The sequence below is a fragment of the Flavobacterium tegetincola DSM 22377 genome, assembly GCF_000425485.1.
Classification (GTDB): Bacteria; Bacteroidota; Bacteroidia; order Flavobacteriales; family Flavobacteriaceae; genus Flavobacterium; species Flavobacterium tegetincola.
This window is the reverse complement of the sequence record NZ_AUDN01000024.1, coordinates 21,186-38,551: the sequence shown is the minus strand read 5'-3', so window position 1 is coordinate 38,551 and position 17,366 is coordinate 21,186. Positions and strand designations below refer to the sequence as shown.

Genomic DNA, 17,366 nt, shown 5'->3' with positions numbered 1-17,366 from the left:
TTGCAGACATGATTATTTCCTTTTTTTTAATTTGTATCTAAAGACGTTTATTCTACGTACTAAATAGTTTTTCTTAGGTTTTGGTTTGTATAGAATGGGTTCAAAAGTTTCAGAATTAGGATGCGGATGTTTTTCTGGTGACACCTCAATGTCTACATATTTGTAATAAAGTACAGGAACAATAAACAAGGTCATTACCATAGAAACTAGTAATCCAACAGCTAAAACACTACCCAAAGGTGCCCATAGCGGAGATTTTCCGGCAATCATAGGCACAACACCTATCGCTGCTGCAACAGAAGTCAAGAAAATAGGACGCATACGTCTTTTTCCGGCTGCTTTGGCGGCTTCAAATTTGGAATAGCCATGTTCTAAAATTAATTCATCGGCATAATCGACTAGTATGATTCCGTTACGAACCACAATACCAATCAAACTAATCACTCCCATAAATGCTGTAAATCCGAAAGGGTTTCCTGTAAGATACAATCCTAAAAAGGCACCTAGTAAACTCAAAGGGAATGTAGCAACAACGATTAATACCTTTGTGAAGTTTTTGAATTGAAACAGGAGTACTAGGAAAATAAGAATCAAACTTATTCCCATTGAAGAAGCCATTCCAGGCCCCGTTTCATTGATGTTTTCAAATTCACCACCGTAATTTATACTGATTCCGTCAGGCAATTTAAGGGCCTCTATTTTCGGCATAATTTCAGCTTGAATTGTTGCTGCTTTCACACCCAATTGCGCTTCTGCTCTTACTGCTAGTGTACGTAAACCGTTTCTGTGCGCAATAACTCCCGTATGCCATTCTGGAGTAATAGTAGCAACTTCTCTTAGCGGAACTTTAGTCCCCAAAGCGGTTGAAATATTTAAAGCACCAAGTTCACCAACATTTTTTCGATCATTTTCATCATAACGCATTACAATATCAATCGGTTTATCACCTTCATAAATAGTGCTCACCGGATATCCTTTTAATCCTGCTCCTAAAGTTTGAGAAACAGCAGTATTGGTAACTCCTAATCTATTGGCAACATCGTCTTTTAATGCTACTTTGGCCCCCAGATAATCGTCTTGATAAGTGGTTCTAATCCAATTAAGCCCTTTAGTATCCCCAAGAATTTCTTCAATTTGTGAAGCGACTTGCTTTTGTTTAATCATGTCATCGCCAACGATTCTAACTTCAATTGGTGAAGGTGCTTCGTTCAAAGATAATTGACGCACTCGTATGTAACCGTCTGGTACAAAGTTTTTAAACTTATCCATATATTCTGCGGCTAGTTCAGTCGTAGCATCTTTACCTGTTGTGGTAATAAATATTTGAGCAAAGTTTTTTCGTGGAAATTCTGGTGCATAAGTGGAGTGAAAACGAGGAGAACTTGTCCCTACAAAACTAGCTACATTTACCACTCTGTCGTCTCCCTTAATTTTTTCTTCCACACGTTTTACAACGGCTTCTGTTTGTTCTAAAGTTCCTCCATTTGGCAACCAAACCTCTATGTTAAATTGGTTTCTCTCCGCTATAGGGAATAATTCTTGCTCTAATTGTGAAGCGACTCCAAATCCTACGAAGACTGATAAAAGTCCCAATAACATAGTCACATTTGGTCTTTCGAAACAAATATCTAATGTGCGGTTGAATAGATTTTGCAAGCGATCCAACATCGTTTCTTTCTTATTAGGATCTTTTTCTTTGTCCTTTAATCCTTTTTTAATGAAGATGTAACACAAATAAGGTGTTAATAAAAGCGCTACTAATAAAGAAGCAAATAAAGCAACTGCTACCGCAATAGGTAAGGCTTGAATAAATTCTTTTGAAATTCCGTTTAAGAAAAAAGCCAAAGGTAAAAACGAACAAATAATAGCCATAGTTGCTGTAAAAACAGGCACCATTAATTGTGTCGCACTTTGCCATCCTGCTGTCCACGGATCTTCGCCTTCGTCTAATTTTTCGACATAATTATCAACTACAACAATGGCATCATCAACCACCATTCCTAATACAATAATTAAGGCCGCTAGCGTTACTTGATGGATTTCGATTCCCATCATATTAAGTATTCCAAAAGTGATAAAAATAGATACTGGAGCCGCAACGGCTGATACTATTGCAAATCGAAACGGAAGCAATATAATTACTACTGAAATTACCGCTAAAATGGCAATGGCAAATTCTAGCATAAAGTGACTTATACTTTCTTTCACTACCTCTGGCTGATTCACAATCGATTGCACTTGTACATCTGGAGGCAACTCTTTTTTTATTTTATCTAAAGCTAGCTCTACCTTTTCACCAAATTGTACAATATTGTTTCCTGGTTGCATTTCGATCGCAATCATGGTCACTTTATCGTCACCTACTTTTATATAACTGGCTGTTTCTTCATAACGACGTTCTATAGTGGCAACATCTTTCAAACGCACTACTTTTCCTCCTGCTGTGCTGTAAACAATTTGATTGCTTAAATCAGTTGCATTTTTATAATGATTTTTTGCAAATACTGAAACCTCAGTGTTTTTTAATGTGATTCCACCCGCAAAACCAGTGTTATTTTGACTTTGAATAACCTGTGCAATAGTAGAAAAATCAAATCCATACTGTCTTAATTTTTCATCTTTTACAGTAACATATATTTGTTCTTTTTGCCCACCATATCGTTTAATTTTAGACGTTTCTGGAATGGTTTTAAGTCCGTCTTCTAGTTGATCCAAGTAGGTTTCTAATTCTGCATAACTTCTTCCAGGAGCAGAAACCGTAATCATTTGAGAAACAACATCTCCAAAATCACTATTCACCATCGGACCAATCATTCCCGGAGGTGTTGCGAAATTTTGTGGAAAAGTAGTACTTAATCCACGTTGTAAAGTAGACCAAAATCGATCAGTATCTTTTACATTTTCGTTTAATTCTACAGTAACAATAACCTGACCTTCTTTGGTGTCAGAAAATGTTTTTTCTTTTCTAATTTCTTCAAAACTAAACAAGTACTGTTCTAATTGATCGGTTAACTGCTTTTCTACTTGTTCCTCGTCTGCACCAGGAAAAGCAGCGATAACCAACCCTTTACGTACTGTAATTTGAGGATCTTCACTACGAGCCATTGTAGCTAGTGAATAAATTCCCAAAATCATAAGAAGTGCCGTAATTACAAGCGTTACCTGATGGTATTTCATAGAGGCTTCTATGAAATTTATTTTTACTTTTTTCATTTTTATCTTATCTTTCAGTTACATTTAAAGGCTAATGGCCTGACCTTCTTTTACATTCTTTTGGCCTTCAATTAGCACTTTATCGCCTATTTTTAATCCGGAAGTAATGATGATATCATTGTTTTTAAAATCACCAACAGTGACTCTTTTTTTAATCGCTTTCCCGTTTTCTGCTACATAAACAAATAGGATATTGTCTGCATTTCTAACAATAGCTACAGAAGGAATGCTTATCACATCCACAACATTTCCTGTTTCGATTTTGATGGTACTAATCATTCCAGGCAAAAGTTGGTTGTCGCTGTTGTTCAAACGCACTTTTACATTAAAGGTTCTCGTTAATTCGTCAGCACTTGGATTTAAAATATCTACTTTACCTTTGAAAGTTTTGTCCAATGAAGCGATGCTTACCGTTGCTGCTTTACCAATTTTTAATTTCGCGATTTCTGACTCGGTTATCGAAGCTTTGGCATACACTTTATCCGTTTTCATGATGGTAAATGCAGGAATACTTGGCGCAGCAGTAGCACCAACTTCAGCCGATTATGTTGTGATGATTCCTGTAAAAGGAGCGTACAATTTGGTATCAGAAAGATTTTTGGCAGCCATACTTTTATTAGCATTTGCTTGAGCAACAGCCACTTTTACGGCAATAAAATCACGTTCGGGTAAGCTTCCTTTTTGGTACAAACCGTTCAATCTTTTATAATTGTCATTATCTTGTTCGGCGCTTGCTTTGGCGATATAAAAGGCATTTTGGTAAGTAGTTGCATCGATTGATGCTAGTAATTGTCCTTTTTGAACTCTTTGTCCTTCATTGACAACTACGTTTGAGATTCGTCCTGCAACGGCAAATCCTATCGAAACAGTATTGTCTGCTTCGATTGTTCCGCTGTAGTTAAGCGTTTCATTTTCAGAGGTAGTAGTGATTTCTTTTACGCTAACTTTGGCAGCGATTTCTTCTTGTTTTGTTTCTTTTTTATCGGCACAACTATTTAGTAAAAAAATAAAAGTGGCTAAGAGAGCGAATTGTTTCATAGTGCAATTATGTGAGTATTTGTTTTAAAAAAATTTACTCTGCAAAATTGCTACAATACTAGCTGTTACAAAAGGTCTAAAAAAGGAGAGTTTTGGTCAATATCGATTATTTTAAAAATAATCATAGTAACTAATTTACCATAGATAGGCTTTTATGCGTGATTTATTGGTCTAAATACAGTTTTAGGCTATGTTTTTATATTTAGATGGAGAAAAACCGGTTTGCTTTTTGAAATATTTTCCAAAAAACGACTGATCACTAAACTGTAATTCGTCTGCAACTTGGGCAATAGTCATAGATGAATTATTTAATAAAAGTCGGGCTTCCATGATTACGGAGTCCTCAATTAGTTGGCTTGCTGTTTTTCCAGAAACATCTTTCAACACTTTAGATAAATGACCAGTAGTCACTGCAAGTTCATCGGCATAAAATTGCACGGTGCGTTCTTTTTTGAAATTAAGATTCAAAATAGCTAGAAAACGTAAGGTTAGATCTTCTTGTCTAGAAAATTCGGCTTCAATGTTTGGGTGTTCGGTTCTAAATATGGCTGCTAATTGGTACATTAAAGTGGTAAAACCATTGCGAATTATTTCTTTTCGAAAAGGCAAAGGATTCTCTGTTGTTTGGTTGTTTTTTGCCAATAGTTTGGCGATGGCAAGGGTAGCCACTCTTTCTTCCTTAGATAATTTTAATTTCGGAATGTTGCTTGCTGTGAAGAAATTAAAAGCATCATAATCTGTCTTTTTAAAGTTATTTTTAAGAATGAATTCATTCGAAAAACAAATGCCTACCAACTTTAAGTCGGTGCTCATTTTTAAAATATGCATTACGGTATGCGGTTTTACAACCACCATTTCATTTGGCCCTAACACATAGTGAATCAGATTCAGCTGAATGTGAACTTCACCTTTAAGGATTAACATGAAAGTCTGGTTGTCTGTTCGAAAAGGGTAACTAACCGGAATTTCGTTGAACTCGTTTTTCGCAATATACACATGCAGCCCTTCTGATTCTTGAGGTAAGTCCCCAAAAAAGTCAATGATGTCCTTGGTCGAATGGTGTTTTATTGTAGAGGGTTGCATACTGTATTCTGTTTTTTTTGATGGTTACAAAGATAATACATTTATCTATAGAACTATTTCTATCGAAAATCAATTAATGCTTTAGTATTGACCGAATAGAATTGAAGTAAAGGAGACATCGGCAACGCCGGAATATTGAAAACACAACCTTAAATGTTTCAGAATTTGCTGTTAAACTCAGCTAAGCCGTAGCTGATTATAGAAAATATTTATAGAAATTTGTAAGGAAGACGATTAACTAATTTTAGAAAATCTGAAAGAATAATTAGATCTTAAAAGTCTGAAATTATCATTGAAAAGCAGCACGACTAGGAGCTACTTTATTTGAAACAAATTAAAAAATACTACCATGATACATTTAAAAGGAAAAGTAGCCATTGTAACGGGTTCGTCAAGAGGAATAGGTGCTGAAATTGCCTATACACTTGCGGCAGCTGGGGCAAAAGTGGTTATCAACTATAACGGAAGTAAAGAAAGTGCTGAGGAAGTTGCTAAAAATATTTCGGACAAGGGCGGAAGTGCGGTAATTATTCAAGCAGACGTTAGTAAAGCGAGTGAAGCAGCACAACTTTTTGACCAAACAATGGACCATTTTGGGCAAGTTGATATTTTGATTAACAATGCCGGGATTATGATGAATAGCTTACTAAAAGACGTGAGCGACGAGGACTTTACAAAAATGTTTGATGTTAATGTAAAAGGCGTTTTTAATATGCTGAAACAGGCTTCTACCAAATTGGCAGAAAATGGGAGTATTGTGAACTTTTCGTCATCAACTACGCGACTTATGATGCCTGGATATGGTATTTATTCGGCAACAAAAGCTGCTGTTGAGCAAATGAGTAGGGTGTTTTCGAAAGAAATTGGCGAGAGAGGCATCAACGTCAACTCTATTTTACCCGGTGGAACCAATACGGAATTGTTTAAGGAAGGTAAATCAGACGAAGTAATTTCGAAACTAGCGTCCATGTCTGCTTTTAACCGCATTGGAGAACCAGAAGATATTGCGGAGATAGTGTTGCTTTTATGTAGCGATGAAGCAAAATGGATGACCGGACAGAATATTGGTGCCAACGGCGGTACTGCATAAAGGCAATTACTTTTTTTAGTTAATAAAATTAGTCCGCTCCAAAGGGAACGGACTTATATCTAAACCTCTTCTATCTTTTTGAACATGAGCCAGTCCTAAACCTTTATACTCTCATTCGAAAGATTGTAAATTAGACAGGCTTACCCTTTATTTTTAAAATTTGTCATCATTTTATACACTTTAGATAAATTATTAATCCTTTAAACATCTAAAAATGGTATTTGGTATAATAAATTAAAGAATTTAATATGAATGCTAAATTGCTTTTAAATGAAGTATATTGCTCAAATACAAAATTTATAATGGCAATTACCGTTATATAATCACACACAAAATAACTACAATATTGGATTTTACAAACCCGTTAGTCTATGGAGTTCCTTGTTTTTTGGGCTTTATCGCAATAGAACTTACTTACAGCAAAACTCATGACGACAAAGAATTATACAAATGGAAAGATTTTTTTTCCAGCTTATCACTTGGAATAGGATCTGCAGTAATTGGTGCTCTGGTAAAAACAGTAGCCGTAATTTTAGTATTTAATTTTGCTTATGAGCTATTTAATCCTATTGTGGATGGTGTTAGAACCAATATTATGGGTTGGCAATCTTTTGGATATGCTTGGTATGTTTGGATAATCTGCATGCTATTAGACGATTATTCTTATTATTGGTTTCATAGACAAAACCATATGGTCCGTTTTTTATGGGCTGCACATATTGTACATCACTCTTCAGACAATTTTAATTTAGGAACAGCGGTACGAAATGGTTGGTTTACTATTTTTTACAAGCCTTTTTTTTATGTTTGGATTGTTATAATAGGTTTCCCGCCAGAAATGTTAGTTGTTTGTATGGGGATTGAAGCTTTATGGCAATTTCAACTTCATACGCAGTATGTAAAAAACTTAGGGTTTTTAGAAACCTTTTTAAATACACATACCATGCACCAAGTGCACCACGCTCAGAATATTGAATACATGGACAAAAATCACGGTGGAATCCTAAATGTATTTGATCGCGTTTTTGGGACTTGGAAAAAAATAGACCAATCTATTGATATAAAATATGGTGTTTCTGTCCCTCCAGAATCTTATAACTTGTTTATAATTTTAACACACGAGTATAAAAACATTTGGGATGATATGAAAAAATCAAGTAATTGGTATCACAAATTTAAATACGCCTTTGCTGCTCCTGGTTGGAGTCATGACGGAAGCACACAAACGATTAAGCAAATTAGAAAAGAAATGGCAGAAGATGCTAATAACAATTTAGAAGTATCAAATCCTAAACCTATTTTGATGAAGAGTGATGTAAAATAAAGACACCTTTTTAGTGTTAAAAAACAAATGCTCCCATTAGTCACGTGATTAATGGGAGCATTTTTTTAGTATAACCTAGTTTAGCCCCTTAATAGTTCGGAGTGTTATTTTAAATTTCAAAATTATATATTTGAGATATGAAATTCAAGAAATGGACTTTAGCTCAGAAGCTAGAAATACTAGCTGCTTCAGAGGATACGGGTATTGTAGAAGCATGCCGTAAGTTTGGCGTGAGTACGGCAAGTTTATATAACTGGAAGAAGAAGTACGAACACAAAGGCGAGGCTGGCTTAAAGGTCACCTATGACACTAAGAGCAAAGAGCTTAAAGAGGCAGAAGAAGAAAATCGGATTCTACGCAAGTTATTAAGCAATAAAGAAATAGAATTAGAGGTGCAAAGGGAACTTTTAAAAAAAAAGCTTGGGACATCCGATCCAAGAAAGATTTAGTGAACTTTATTTATCAAAAGCATAAATGTAGCAAGGCTAAGATAATAGAGATGGTTGGTATAATTAGCAGTAGTTATTATAGAAAACCAAATTTTGGCAAGAAAGGCAATCATCCTACGGCAGTAACATTTCATCAAAAGTATAGTTTTGTGAAGCCAACGATTGGAGTAATTCTTTGGTTTTCAACCCATCACCCGCACCGAGTTCGATCAATTCGAAATACGTTCCAGGTTGCACTCCAAAACCTTCGATTAATTCTTGGGTTTTATTTTTAAAAATATCCAACTCCGAACGCGTCAAATAATACTCCGGCAAATTCATGATTTCGACAAAAAGCGCATCTCCTATTTTATCATAAAAATATTTAGACGACAGCGTTTTTGGACTTTCACTCAAGCCTTTTTGAACATCAATTTTGAAGGTTTCAATGAAGCTTTCTTCCGTTAACTGCTTGGTTTGTACTGTATCTGTTATCGTTTGCATGATCTTATTTAGCTAATCGGATTCCGGTGAATTGCCATCTTTCCGTTGGGTTAAAAAAATTGCGATAGGTCGGTCGGCTGTGTTCTTTTGAAGTTGCAACCGATGCGCCTCGCAATACCATTTTGTTACTCATAAACTTCCCGTTGTATTCGCCAACGGCACCATTTTCTTTTTTGAAATTTGGGTACGCCAAGTAAGCGCTATTTGTCCATTCCCAGCGTTTGCCCCAATCTAGTTTTGCTGCGGCAATTTCCCACTCAAATTCGGTTGGCAATCGCATTCCTTTCCACTCAGCAAAAGCATTCGCTTCAAAATAATTGATATGGCTCAGAATAGCATTTGCATCTACTTTTTGCAAACCAGCAAGGGTATAATTGTACCATTCACCTTCTATTTTGTGCCAATAAAGTGGCGCAATTATTTGGTTTGCGTTGACCCAAGACCAACCTTCGTCAAGCCAAAGGTTAAAATCGGTATAGCCTCCTTTTTCTATAAAATCGATATAATCACCATTCGTTACTAAAAAATTGTTGATTTCGAAATCGGCCACATACACCTTGTGTACACCCAACTCGTTATCATAACAAAAGTCTGTTCCTTGATACCCAATTTCGTAAATTCCAGCTTCGACTTTTATCGCATTTGACTCCGAATTTGTATCAGCAACCAAATTATACTTTTCGTTAAAAACAGGAAAAATAGGATTGTGTCCCAACATGTATTTCACATCGGTAATCAATAATTCTTGGTGTTGTTGCTCGTGGTTTAGTCCCAAAACGACCAAATCAAGTACTTTTGGATCGCTTTCCTTTTCTAATAATTCAAGCATTTTGGCATCCACATAAGTACGGTAATCTAAAATTTCGTCGGTACTAGGACGCGACATATTGCCTCTGTTGGTTTGCAAAATGCGAGTACCTACACTATTGTAATAACTATTGAATAGAAAATTGAAATCGAGGCTGAATTCTTTATAATTTTCAACCTTATTTTTGAGGATAAAAGTTTCAAAAAACCAAGTAGTGTGTGCCAAATGCCATTTGGGCGGACTTGCGAATTGCACAACTTGAATCGAATAATCTTCTACTTGCAAATGACTACAAAAGTGGATTGTATCTTGTCGAACTTGTTTGTATTTTTCGATAATATTCATTCGATTCTAGAAGATTAAAAGATTAATTGTCCAAGCAAGTTACAAAAACGGCCTTAAATAGAATGCCTTTTTGTGCCTTTTGCTGTTGCAACTCAAGCAAAATTATAAAAATGGCAGCTTTTAAAATACCAAAATTTCGGCAATAACTTTCATAATTACACTATAAAAGGAAGATGGTACTACTCCTGTTACTATTCAAAATAAACTTGCATCCCATTATATTCAAAGTTATTCTTAACCAAGAATAATTATTTTATTTTCGAAATTCAAAAATTTTATTTTTTACGAATGGTAATCGGATGATGAAACCCAGTCCCACAATTATTCCGTAAATAAGCCAAGTTTTTTCGAGAAGTATTATGTGCAGTAAACTCAGAATAATAGCTCCGTAGGCATAGGTTTGGATTTTTTTCCAGTTCTTCTTAAATTTCTTCATCGCTTTTCTATTCGATGTAAAAAACAACGGAATCAAAATCAATACAGCTATAAAACCCGCTATGTAATTGGCTTCGGTAAAGGTTTCTGCAAATCCTTCGGCCCAAATAAAGATAATAAAATGAATAAAACTCCAAACTGCTGCTGTGATACCCATGGCTTGGCGCACAAATAAATTGTTGACTCCAAACAGGATAAAAAAGGGCGTACAGGTAAGCACGGCGGTCATCCACCTAATGGCAAATTCTCCTGAGATATGGTACAGCATTTCTAGAGATGATTTTCCTTCGCCAGCGGTTCCTTCTACCAAACTAATCGAAAAACCATTGGAGAAATTTAGGGTCACCAAATTTAAAAGCGGGATAATAGGCAAGACACCAATTAGTGCGACTATCATCCAACCATAATTTTTTTTAATAAAACTCATTTGCTGCTTCTTAGTACATTTTATTAGAATTCAATGCCGTTTTGGGAATTTGCTGAATGCTGTCCCAGTGCTCCACTATTTTTCCATCGTCAGAAAAACGAAAGAAATCCATTGTGACATACTCGTCCTCATCTGGCCAAACTTGATGCGTGTGTAGCGCAACCAAATCACCTTCGGCAATGGTGCGAACGAATTCAATGGTTTTTACAGGGAACTCTTTTTGCATTCTCTCAAAGTAAGCTATAAATGCCTGAGGTCCATCACCCACCATTGGATTGTGCTGAATATAATCTTCGCCCACATACAAGGCGACCGCCTGAACGGGGTTTCCCTCGTATGCCATTTTGTAAAAAGCAATGGCATTTTTTTTATTTTGATCTAAATTCATACTCTTATTTATTTGATTTAAAAGCTGCTAGTTCTTTTTCTAAAGCTTCGGCTTTTGACTTGAATTTTTCCATCGCATTTTTTAATTGACCTATTTTTTTGATCAATTCTTCATCTTGAATGGGTAGAAAAGTTACTTCTCCGTTAACTTCTTTAATTTTTGAATTGTTGCCACAGGTTGGGCAAACTGCTACTTGACTCATGTTTTTTAATTTAATTTATACAAAATTGCATCTATATAACCATTTTATAAAGGTAAATCCACGGTTGAAAATGGTAAATATGCGACTGAACTTATTTTATGGTAATGAGTACTATTAATCTGCAACTAAGCTCGTGCCTCTATAAATACAAGAAAATTTCACAGATGAAAATAAATGATCTGCTGAAATTAGTAAAATCTGCGTGCTAATTTTTAAGCAAATGACGCATAAAATGGTAAAATTGGGTTACAACAAAGCTTTAAACTCTTTGGGAGTGAGATTGGTATGTTTTTTAAAAAATTTGGTAAAATTGGTTACCTCGTCAAAACCAACTGCAAAGGCAATTTCTTTAAGGCTATTATTCGAACTCACCATCGCTCTTTTAGTTTCGAGAATCACAAAATCGTCTATGAAATGTTTAGCGGTGTTCAAAGTGAATTCTTTGACTACTTGGTTGAGATGTTTGGTCGAAATAAACAATTTATTGGCGTAGTCTTTTACGTTGCGAGTGCTTGTATAATGGGCTTCAACCAAGTTTTTGAACTGAATAAAAATAGCGTAATGGTTTAAATTGTTATTTTCTAAAGTATCATTGAATTCTCGTTCCAATCGCAATAAATACAGGTTGAGTAAAGCAGCAACTATGTTTTCTTTGGCGTACTGGTTTTCGTTTTTCACCTCTACGATTAATTGCTCCAAAAAGATTTTATTACCCGCTTCATTACTAAATATAGGCGACGAAATATGGTAATTGTACAAATGCGAAATCATATTTATCGAAGATTTCGAAAAATGATTCACTACAAAATCCTCCGTAAATAGCATCAAAAAACCCTCATATTGAGCATTTTTCTGAAAAGCATGTACTTGTCCTTTTGCAATTTTAAGGACTGTTCCTGCTTGTAAATCGTATTCTTTTAAATCTATTTGATGCGTACCCAATCCTTTGGTTACTAATAATAAAGCAAAAAAAGATATGCGATGCGGTTGTGTAGGATTGTGATCGACAATATCGGGCATTCTGGCAAATAAATCGGATAGATTCAAAAACTCAAAATCTTTTGATTTCTCAACACTTTGAAATGATATATTGGGAATGTTTTTCAACCGCTATTTTTTTTGCAAATTACTAAAAATTTTGGCGTTTTGGAATAGTAGAAAAAGGATTAACAAAAGGTTTTAAAACAAACTATTAAAGTACTGCAGAAATTCGAATCCTAGTTAAAAAATAACAGAAACTGATGTATTGTTTTAATCAAATAATTTCTGGGTTTCAATTCCATTTAAAAGGATAGACCACTTTTAGAAATAACAATCTAAACTAAATAAGTACCTTGCAAAAAATTCAGCTTTAAATTAAGACAATAAAAAATACGATTTGTAATGGAAGAGTATCTACAAAAATTTAATCTATTTACCAGTCAAGAAATCATAGATTTCTTAGCTCTTTGTGAATACAAAACGATAAAAAAGAATGATTTTTTCTTGCAACAAGACGAAATTTGTGATAACCTATCTTATGTGGTGTCAGGGATTTTTCGGTCTTTTTATTATTCGAATGCTGACGACCAAATTACCTATTGTTTTACTTTTCAAAATAGTTTACTAATGGCGTACTCGTCGTTTATATCTGGAAACAAATCTCAGGAAAACTTGCAAGCTATTTCCGATTCTGAGATTATTTCGATCCCAAAAAAGAAGTTGGAAGAGTTAGCCAAGTCAAATACCAAATGGTTGGAATTTTTAAAAATCATTGCAGAAAAAGAGTATGTTGATCTTGAGAGTTGGATTTTCAACCATCAAAAAGATAAGGCACAGCAGCGTTACTTAGATTTATTGAACAAGCAACCCAAATTGATACTAGAAATACCTTTGCAACACATTGCTTCCTATTTAGGAATTACCCAAAGGCATCTAAGCCGCATTAGGGCCAATATCACTTATTAGACAAATGTCCTAGTCCTACTCTTTACGTCCTTCATAAATTTGCATATAATTTTAAAACAAAAAATATATGAAAACGATAATCTTAATTGGAGCAAACGGAAAAATGGGTCAAGCAGCATTAAGCGGCTTAGGAAAACATAAAGTAATCACTGCAGGTCGTTCGGCTGAGGGTTACGATTTTCAAGTTGATATCACAAGTGAAGCATCTTTAAGAAAATTATACAAAGAGGTTGGACATTTTGACGCCGTAGTAAATACTGTTGGTGTTTGCGAATATGCTAATTTCACTGAAATGACCGAAGAACAATGGATGACTACCATTATGAGCAAAATGATGGGGCAAATTAATCTTGTACGTATTGGTCAAGAATACATTGCTGATAAAGGTTCGTTCACGTTAATTACAGGGATTTTAAATACAAAACCAATTCCGTTTGCAATTGCCGATGCAACTACAAGTGGTGCAATAGATACGTTTGTTAAATGTGTGGCTTTTGAAATGCCGCGCGGTATTCGTATCAACTCTATAAATCCAACGGTTTTAGAAGAAGCTTGGGATGTTTATGGTGAAATGATGCCTGGGTTTGAACCCGTTCCTGGTAGATTAGTAGGGAAAGCTTTTGAGCGTTCTGTTGATGGATTCATCACCGGTCAAGTACTTTTTGTTGATGCTTATTAATCAATTTTCTAAATAATAAATGGCGTTTGATAGTTATTCAAACGCCATTTTATTTTTACTTTAAATTTCAGAACTTATCCGAGTAATTTTTATATTCTAAAGCAATCATACTTTGTACTCTAACTATAATTATACAGATGCTTTTCATAAATAACACTGTAATTTTCTATAGGACAATGCGAACTATCCCAAAGTAACAATCACTTTCCCAACAGTTCTTCCTAATGCTACCTTTCTAAGCGCATTTGCCATATCTTCCAAGGCAAAAGTTTTAAAATGCTAGGCTTGATACTTCCGTTTTGTTACTTCTCATCAACTATTTTACTTGTGCTAAGGTCTTTTGGCAATGAAAAGGATTCAATTTTATCACTAAAAAGAATTGGAGCATATAACGTATTGCCTTGAATGCTGATATCTGCTAAACCTTTTGGAAAAGTTCCTATTTTTCTACGAGTGGAATCATTAACAAAAAACAAATTACTAACCGTACCACCTGTAACCAAATAACCCTCTTTAACAACTGCTAATCCATCCAAAGCGCCTAGTTGGTAGCTACTTTTAATCATCGAAAATGTTTTGTCCTTTAGGTTTACTTTATACATACTTCCATATTTGTCAGCAGTTAAGGATAACGATAATTCGGTACCATAATTGGCTATCACTAAAGAATCACCGTCTACAAAAAGTCCGTTTGGATGCATAATTTCGGATGCTTGAAACCAAACCACTAGCTTATTATTTTCAAGAGTGAAAATTTTTCCGCTAGCAATATCAGAAACAAAAACTTGCCCCTCTTTAGAAATCGCAACATCATTTAAAGCCATTGCCTTTTTTGAAGAAATACTTTCTATTAACTTGCCTTTTTTTACATCAATTATATGTAACTCTGTTCCATCACCCACATATAATTTGTCTTGATACAATGCCAAACCAGCAGGGTTATTTAAACCCGTAACCCATTTGTAATTATCAACTTTTCCGTCTTTTGTGATTCGACTGATGTATCCTTTTTCGTTTTTATTTACATTAGAAACATACAACCAATTTTCTGTAGGCGATGCTACAATAGATTCAGGCATAGAAAAACCATTCAATTCCCAGTTTTTGGTTAATTTATCCGTAGCATTTGTTTTTGCAGTTTCGGTATAATTCACTTCGCTTAACACCTCTTTTAATGCAAACATTCCATTGTTTGCAGTAGGAAAACCTGTGTACAGACTTAACAAAATCATGGTTTCAGAAATCTCGTTTGGTGTTACACCTACGTTCAAAGCCGCCTTCATGTGCGATTTTAATTGTGACGTTGCATTGGCTTGAGTAGTAAGACTTGCGATGATGAGCAGTTCTTTTGTTTTAAAATCCAAACCTGGTCTGTTGTAAATTTCGCCAAAACCATAACGAATGATGTATTCTGCCATATCTGGCGACACACTTTTAAATGCCGCTTCTAGACCTTTTGCAGCGCCTTCGCCATTAACTTCGTTTACAATTTTTACGCCTGTTTTATAGTTGTCTTCTTTTGTTGTTTGTGCTACTGTTAGGAAATTAATTCCTAAGGCAAAAATTAAGACAATTTGTTTTTTTAGTATGTTCATTTTTTATCTGGTTTTAATTTCTTCTAGTTGCTTTTATACTACAAGATGGGCAATTTACTTCGTCGCTCATCGATTAAAATTTTCCGTTTTCATTTTTCCATTCTGCTTTTGGTGCTATAGTTTCCATCACATCCCAATGTTCCGCTATTTTGCCATTCTCAACTCGGAACAAGTCGTAAAACGAAGTCGGTTTATTAGCAAATGATCCTTCACTAACCGTCAATACAAAATTACCTTCGCCCAAAACTTTATGCACTTTGTTATATTTCATAGTAATTCCTTGTGAAGCCATATTTTCCAACGCTTTTCCAAGTCCTGAAAGTCCATTCGCAATTTTTGGATTGTGCTGAATGTAATTGTCTCCATCGAAATATCCAGTCAGTTTTCCCATTTTACCGTTTACTAAAATATCATTTACGAAAGTGGTCACCAGGTTTTTGTTTTCGACTGTTTTGTCAATATCCTTTATTACAGTAGTCCCATTAATCATCGTGTTACCACTCGGATTTGGATTTGCTGGTGTTTCTTGTAAATTGTCCCAATGTTCAACTATTTTACCATTTTCAAATCTGAAAATATCGAAACCAATTTTTGGTCCGAAAAAGTTGTAATCCGTTTGAGTAAAAACTAAGGCGCCATCTTCAAAAGCTCTAATTGTGTTTACTTTCGCAGAGTTCGGTGGAACTTGTTGTAATAAAGCCCCAAATCCAGCTAGTCCGTCTGCAACTCCAAGATTATGTTGAATGTATTTATCAGGGTTAATGTAACCTGCTGGTTCTTGAGCAGCAGTTTCTATGCTTTTTAAAAGTGCAATTACTTTATCTTTATTTGAAATTTCCATTTTTTCTTCTTTTTTAATGTTTGAATTTATTTTTTGACTATTACAGGATGTAAAACCTATTGCCAAAATTACCGTTGCACTTAATAGTATCTTTTTCATTTTTAATTGTTTTGTTTGATGATTATAATTTTGTAATAATAGTCTCTTCTGGAAATCTCGATTTTGGCAATTTTGAATTGAAATCAGTTTCTTTTCTATACCCTAAAGACACCACTGCAAGCGCTGTATAGCCTTTTTCGCGTAAGCCAAACTCTACATCTAATGCTTTTAAATCTATACCTTCCATTGGGCAAGCATCAATACCTAAAGCAGCTACACCTAATAAAAGTGACCCCATATTTAGATACACTTGTTTTTCCATCCAATGTTGTAAATCTTTAAGATCGTATTTATGAAGGTCTACAAACAACTTACGACCGCCTTGTACTTGATCTTTGAATTGTTGTGCCGCAAAACGACCATCTTCATCTTCTTGTTCTAAAATACTAGTCAAATAGGCTTCGTCTGCATTGGTTCGAGCAGCATATACGATTACATGTGAGGCGTCTACAATTTTAGGTGTGTTGAACGGAAAAGAAACCTCAGTACCTTTTGCAATACGTTGTTTACCTTCTGAAGTATCTGCAATAAGAAAATGCCAAGGTTGTAAGTTGATACTCGACGGACTTAAACGCAATACATCTTTTACTTGTTGGAAATCTGCTTCTGAGATCTTCTTAGTAGCATCAAATTCTTTTACTGAATAACGGTTGTTTAATAGTTCTCTTAAATTCATATTTTTATATTTCGCTGATTTTTTATACTATCAATTTTATAGCGACAAAAGTATATATAGTTTATAATGTATGCAATAACGGTCATGATGTATAGTATAAAATATTTTCATAATTCGTTATATTTCAATTATTTATAAAATAATAATTAACTATAAAAAATATAGTCGCACACTAATTATTAGTGCTATATCTTTGTAATTGATAATATATATGTAAATGATGCTATAAACAGAAAAGAACTTT

The 17,366-nt window shown here is 34.7% G+C and carries 17 protein-coding genes and 1 pseudogene; 5 read left to right on the top strand and 13 right to left on the bottom strand.

Annotated elements, in window-relative coordinates; translation table 11 throughout:
• Positions 1-12: 12 nt before the first annotated feature.
• From H602_RS18305 to H602_RS0106865, 4 genes and pseudogenes are all read right to left on the bottom strand, one after another.
• Positions 13-3,213, bottom strand: coding sequence for an efflux RND transporter permease subunit (locus H602_RS18305; protein ID WP_245574930.1), 3,201 nt, complete (start codon positions 3,211-3,213; stop codon positions 13-15).
• A 24-nt stretch (positions 3,214-3,237) separates the two neighbouring features.
• Positions 3,238-3,741: pseudogene (locus H602_RS19310) on the bottom strand (efflux RND transporter periplasmic adaptor subunit); the annotation flags it as partial.
• Positions 3,742-3,756: 15 nt separating this feature from the next.
• Positions 3,757-4,251, bottom strand: coding sequence for an efflux RND transporter periplasmic adaptor subunit (locus tag H602_RS19305; protein WP_026977359.1), 495 nt, complete (start codon positions 4,249-4,251; stop codon positions 3,757-3,759).
• A 183-nt stretch (positions 4,252-4,434) separates the two neighbouring features.
• On the bottom strand, positions 4,435-5,334 hold the full coding sequence (locus H602_RS0106865; RefSeq protein WP_026977358.1) for a helix-turn-helix domain-containing protein: 900 nt from the start codon (positions 5,332-5,334) through the stop codon (positions 4,435-4,437).
• A gap of 349 nt (positions 5,335-5,683) precedes the next feature.
• On the opposite strand from H602_RS0106865, the gene H602_RS0106860 reads away from it, so the two are divergent.
• The 3 genes from H602_RS0106860 (at position 5,684) to H602_RS0106850 (ending at position 8,197) form a co-directional block, all read left to right on the top strand.
• The gene (locus tag H602_RS0106860) at positions 5,684-6,424 is read left to right on the top strand and encodes an SDR family oxidoreductase (protein WP_026977357.1); all 741 of its coding nucleotides are present in this window, start codon (positions 5,684-5,686) and stop codon (positions 6,422-6,424) included.
• Between the two features lie 346 nt (positions 6,425-6,770).
• Positions 6,771-7,748: a sterol desaturase family protein gene (locus H602_RS0106855; protein WP_026977356.1), complete on the top strand. Its 978-nt coding sequence runs from the start codon at positions 6,771-6,773 to the stop codon at positions 7,746-7,748.
• Between the two features lie 137 nt (positions 7,749-7,885).
• Positions 7,886-8,197, top strand: a complete 312-nt coding sequence (locus H602_RS0106850; RefSeq protein WP_026977355.1) for a transposase — start codon at positions 7,886-7,888, stop codon at positions 8,195-8,197.
• 114 nt (positions 8,198-8,311) lie between these two features.
• On the opposite strand, the gene H602_RS0106845 is transcribed toward H602_RS0106850, so the two are convergent.
• The 6 genes from H602_RS0106845 to H602_RS0106820 form a co-directional block, all read right to left on the bottom strand.
• Positions 8,312-8,680 (bottom strand): L-histidine N(alpha)-methyltransferase, encoded by a 369-nt coding sequence (locus H602_RS0106845; RefSeq protein WP_026977354.1) that lies wholly within the window; start codon positions 8,678-8,680, stop codon positions 8,312-8,314.
• Between the two features lie 4 nt (positions 8,681-8,684).
• Entirely contained in the window at positions 8,685-9,833 is a 1,149-nt protein-coding gene (gene egtB / locus H602_RS0106840; protein WP_026977353.1) for an ergothioneine biosynthesis protein EgtB, read from the bottom strand.
• Positions 9,834-10,086: 253 nt separating this feature from the next.
• The gene (locus H602_RS0106835) at positions 10,087-10,665 is read right to left on the bottom strand and encodes a ferric reductase-like transmembrane domain-containing protein (protein ID WP_245574929.1); all 579 of its coding nucleotides are present in this window, start codon (positions 10,663-10,665) and stop codon (positions 10,087-10,089) included.
• A gap of 40 nt (positions 10,666-10,705) precedes the next feature.
• On the bottom strand, positions 10,706-11,083 hold the full coding sequence (locus tag H602_RS0106830; protein ID WP_026977351.1) for a nuclear transport factor 2 family protein: 378 nt from the start codon (positions 11,081-11,083) through the stop codon (positions 10,706-10,708).
• A gap of 4 nt (positions 11,084-11,087) precedes the next feature.
• Positions 11,088-11,285 carry a hypothetical protein gene (locus tag H602_RS0106825; RefSeq protein ID WP_026977350.1) on the bottom strand — a complete coding sequence of 66 codons (198 nt, stop codon included), beginning with the start codon at positions 11,283-11,285 and terminating at the stop codon, positions 11,088-11,090.
• Between the two features lie 246 nt (positions 11,286-11,531).
• Positions 11,532-12,392 carry a helix-turn-helix domain-containing protein gene (locus H602_RS0106820; RefSeq protein WP_026977349.1) on the bottom strand — a complete coding sequence of 287 codons (861 nt, stop codon included), beginning with the start codon at positions 12,390-12,392 and terminating at the stop codon, positions 11,532-11,534.
• 276 nt (positions 12,393-12,668) lie between these two features.
• Between H602_RS0106820 and H602_RS0106815 the strand changes: the two genes are divergently transcribed.
• Both H602_RS0106815 and H602_RS0106810 read left to right on the top strand, forming a co-directional pair.
• The gene (locus tag H602_RS0106815) at positions 12,669-13,232 is read left to right on the top strand and encodes a Crp/Fnr family transcriptional regulator (RefSeq protein WP_026977348.1); all 564 of its coding nucleotides are present in this window, start codon (positions 12,669-12,671) and stop codon (positions 13,230-13,232) included.
• Positions 13,233-13,299: 67 nt separating this feature from the next.
• Positions 13,300-13,911 (top strand): short chain dehydrogenase, encoded by a 612-nt coding sequence (locus H602_RS0106810; protein ID WP_026977347.1) that lies wholly within the window; start codon positions 13,300-13,302, stop codon positions 13,909-13,911.
• A 302-nt stretch (positions 13,912-14,213) separates the two neighbouring features.
• On the opposite strand, the gene H602_RS20085 is transcribed toward H602_RS0106810, so the two are convergent.
• The 3 genes from H602_RS20085 to nfsB all read right to left on the bottom strand — a co-directional run bounded on the left by H602_RS20085 (position 14,214) and on the right by nfsB (position 17,122).
• Positions 14,214-15,506, bottom strand: coding sequence for a carboxymuconolactone decarboxylase family protein (locus H602_RS20085; RefSeq protein ID WP_051224231.1), 1,293 nt, complete (start codon positions 15,504-15,506; stop codon positions 14,214-14,216).
• Positions 15,507-15,579: 73 nt separating this feature from the next.
• A complete protein-coding gene (locus H602_RS0106800; protein WP_169516024.1) occupies positions 15,580-16,446 on the bottom strand; it encodes a nuclear transport factor 2 family protein in 867 nt (288 codons plus the stop codon).
• A gap of 22 nt (positions 16,447-16,468) precedes the next feature.
• Positions 16,469-17,122, bottom strand: coding sequence for an oxygen-insensitive NAD(P)H nitroreductase (gene nfsB / locus H602_RS0106795; RefSeq protein ID WP_026977345.1), 654 nt, complete (start codon positions 17,120-17,122; stop codon positions 16,469-16,471).
• Between the last annotated feature and the right edge of the window lie 244 nt (positions 17,123-17,366).

Excerpts from the sequence above, each read along its gene's own strand:
- H602_RS18305 (WP_245574930.1), bottom strand. The coding sequence starts at position 3,213 with ATGAAAAAAGTAAAAATAAATTTCATAGAAGCCTCTATGAAATACCAT.
- H602_RS19305 (WP_026977359.1), bottom strand. The coding sequence starts at position 4,251 with ATGAAACAATTCGCTCTCTTAGCCACTTTTATTTTTTTACTAAATAGT.
- H602_RS0106865 (WP_026977358.1), bottom strand. The coding sequence starts at position 5,334 with ATGCAACCCTCTACAATAAAACACCATTCGACCAAGGACATCATTGAC.
- H602_RS0106860 (WP_026977357.1), top strand. The coding sequence starts at position 5,684 with ATGATACATTTAAAAGGAAAAGTAGCCATTGTAACGGGTTCGTCAAGA.
- H602_RS0106850 (WP_026977355.1), top strand. The coding sequence starts at position 7,886 with ATGAAATTCAAGAAATGGACTTTAGCTCAGAAGCTAGAAATACTAGCT.
- H602_RS0106845 (WP_026977354.1), bottom strand. The coding sequence starts at position 8,680 with ATGCAAACGATAACAGATACAGTACAAACCAAGCAGTTAACGGAAGAA.
- egtB (WP_026977353.1), bottom strand. The coding sequence starts at position 9,833 with ATGAATATTATCGAAAAATACAAACAAGTTCGACAAGATACAATCCAC.
- H602_RS0106835 (WP_245574929.1), bottom strand. The coding sequence starts at position 10,665 with ATGATAGTCGCACTAATTGGTGTCTTGCCTATTATCCCGCTTTTAAAT.
- H602_RS0106830 (WP_026977351.1), bottom strand. The coding sequence starts at position 11,083 with ATGAATTTAGATCAAAATAAAAAAAATGCCATTGCTTTTTACAAAATG.
- H602_RS0106825 (WP_026977350.1), bottom strand. The coding sequence starts at position 11,285 with ATGAGTCAAGTAGCAGTTTGCCCAACCTGTGGCAACAATTCAAAAATT.
- H602_RS0106815 (WP_026977348.1), top strand. The coding sequence starts at position 12,669 with ATGGAAGAGTATCTACAAAAATTTAATCTATTTACCAGTCAAGAAATC.
- H602_RS0106810 (WP_026977347.1), top strand. The coding sequence starts at position 13,300 with ATGAAAACGATAATCTTAATTGGAGCAAACGGAAAAATGGGTCAAGCA.
- H602_RS20085 (WP_051224231.1), bottom strand. The coding sequence starts at position 15,506 with ATGAACATACTAAAAAAACAAATTGTCTTAATTTTTGCCTTAGGAATT.
- H602_RS0106800 (WP_169516024.1), bottom strand. The coding sequence starts at position 16,446 with ATGAAAAAGATACTATTAAGTGCAACGGTAATTTTGGCAATAGGTTTT.
- nfsB (WP_026977345.1), bottom strand. The coding sequence starts at position 17,122 with ATGAATTTAAGAGAACTATTAAACAACCGTTATTCAGTAAAAGAATTT.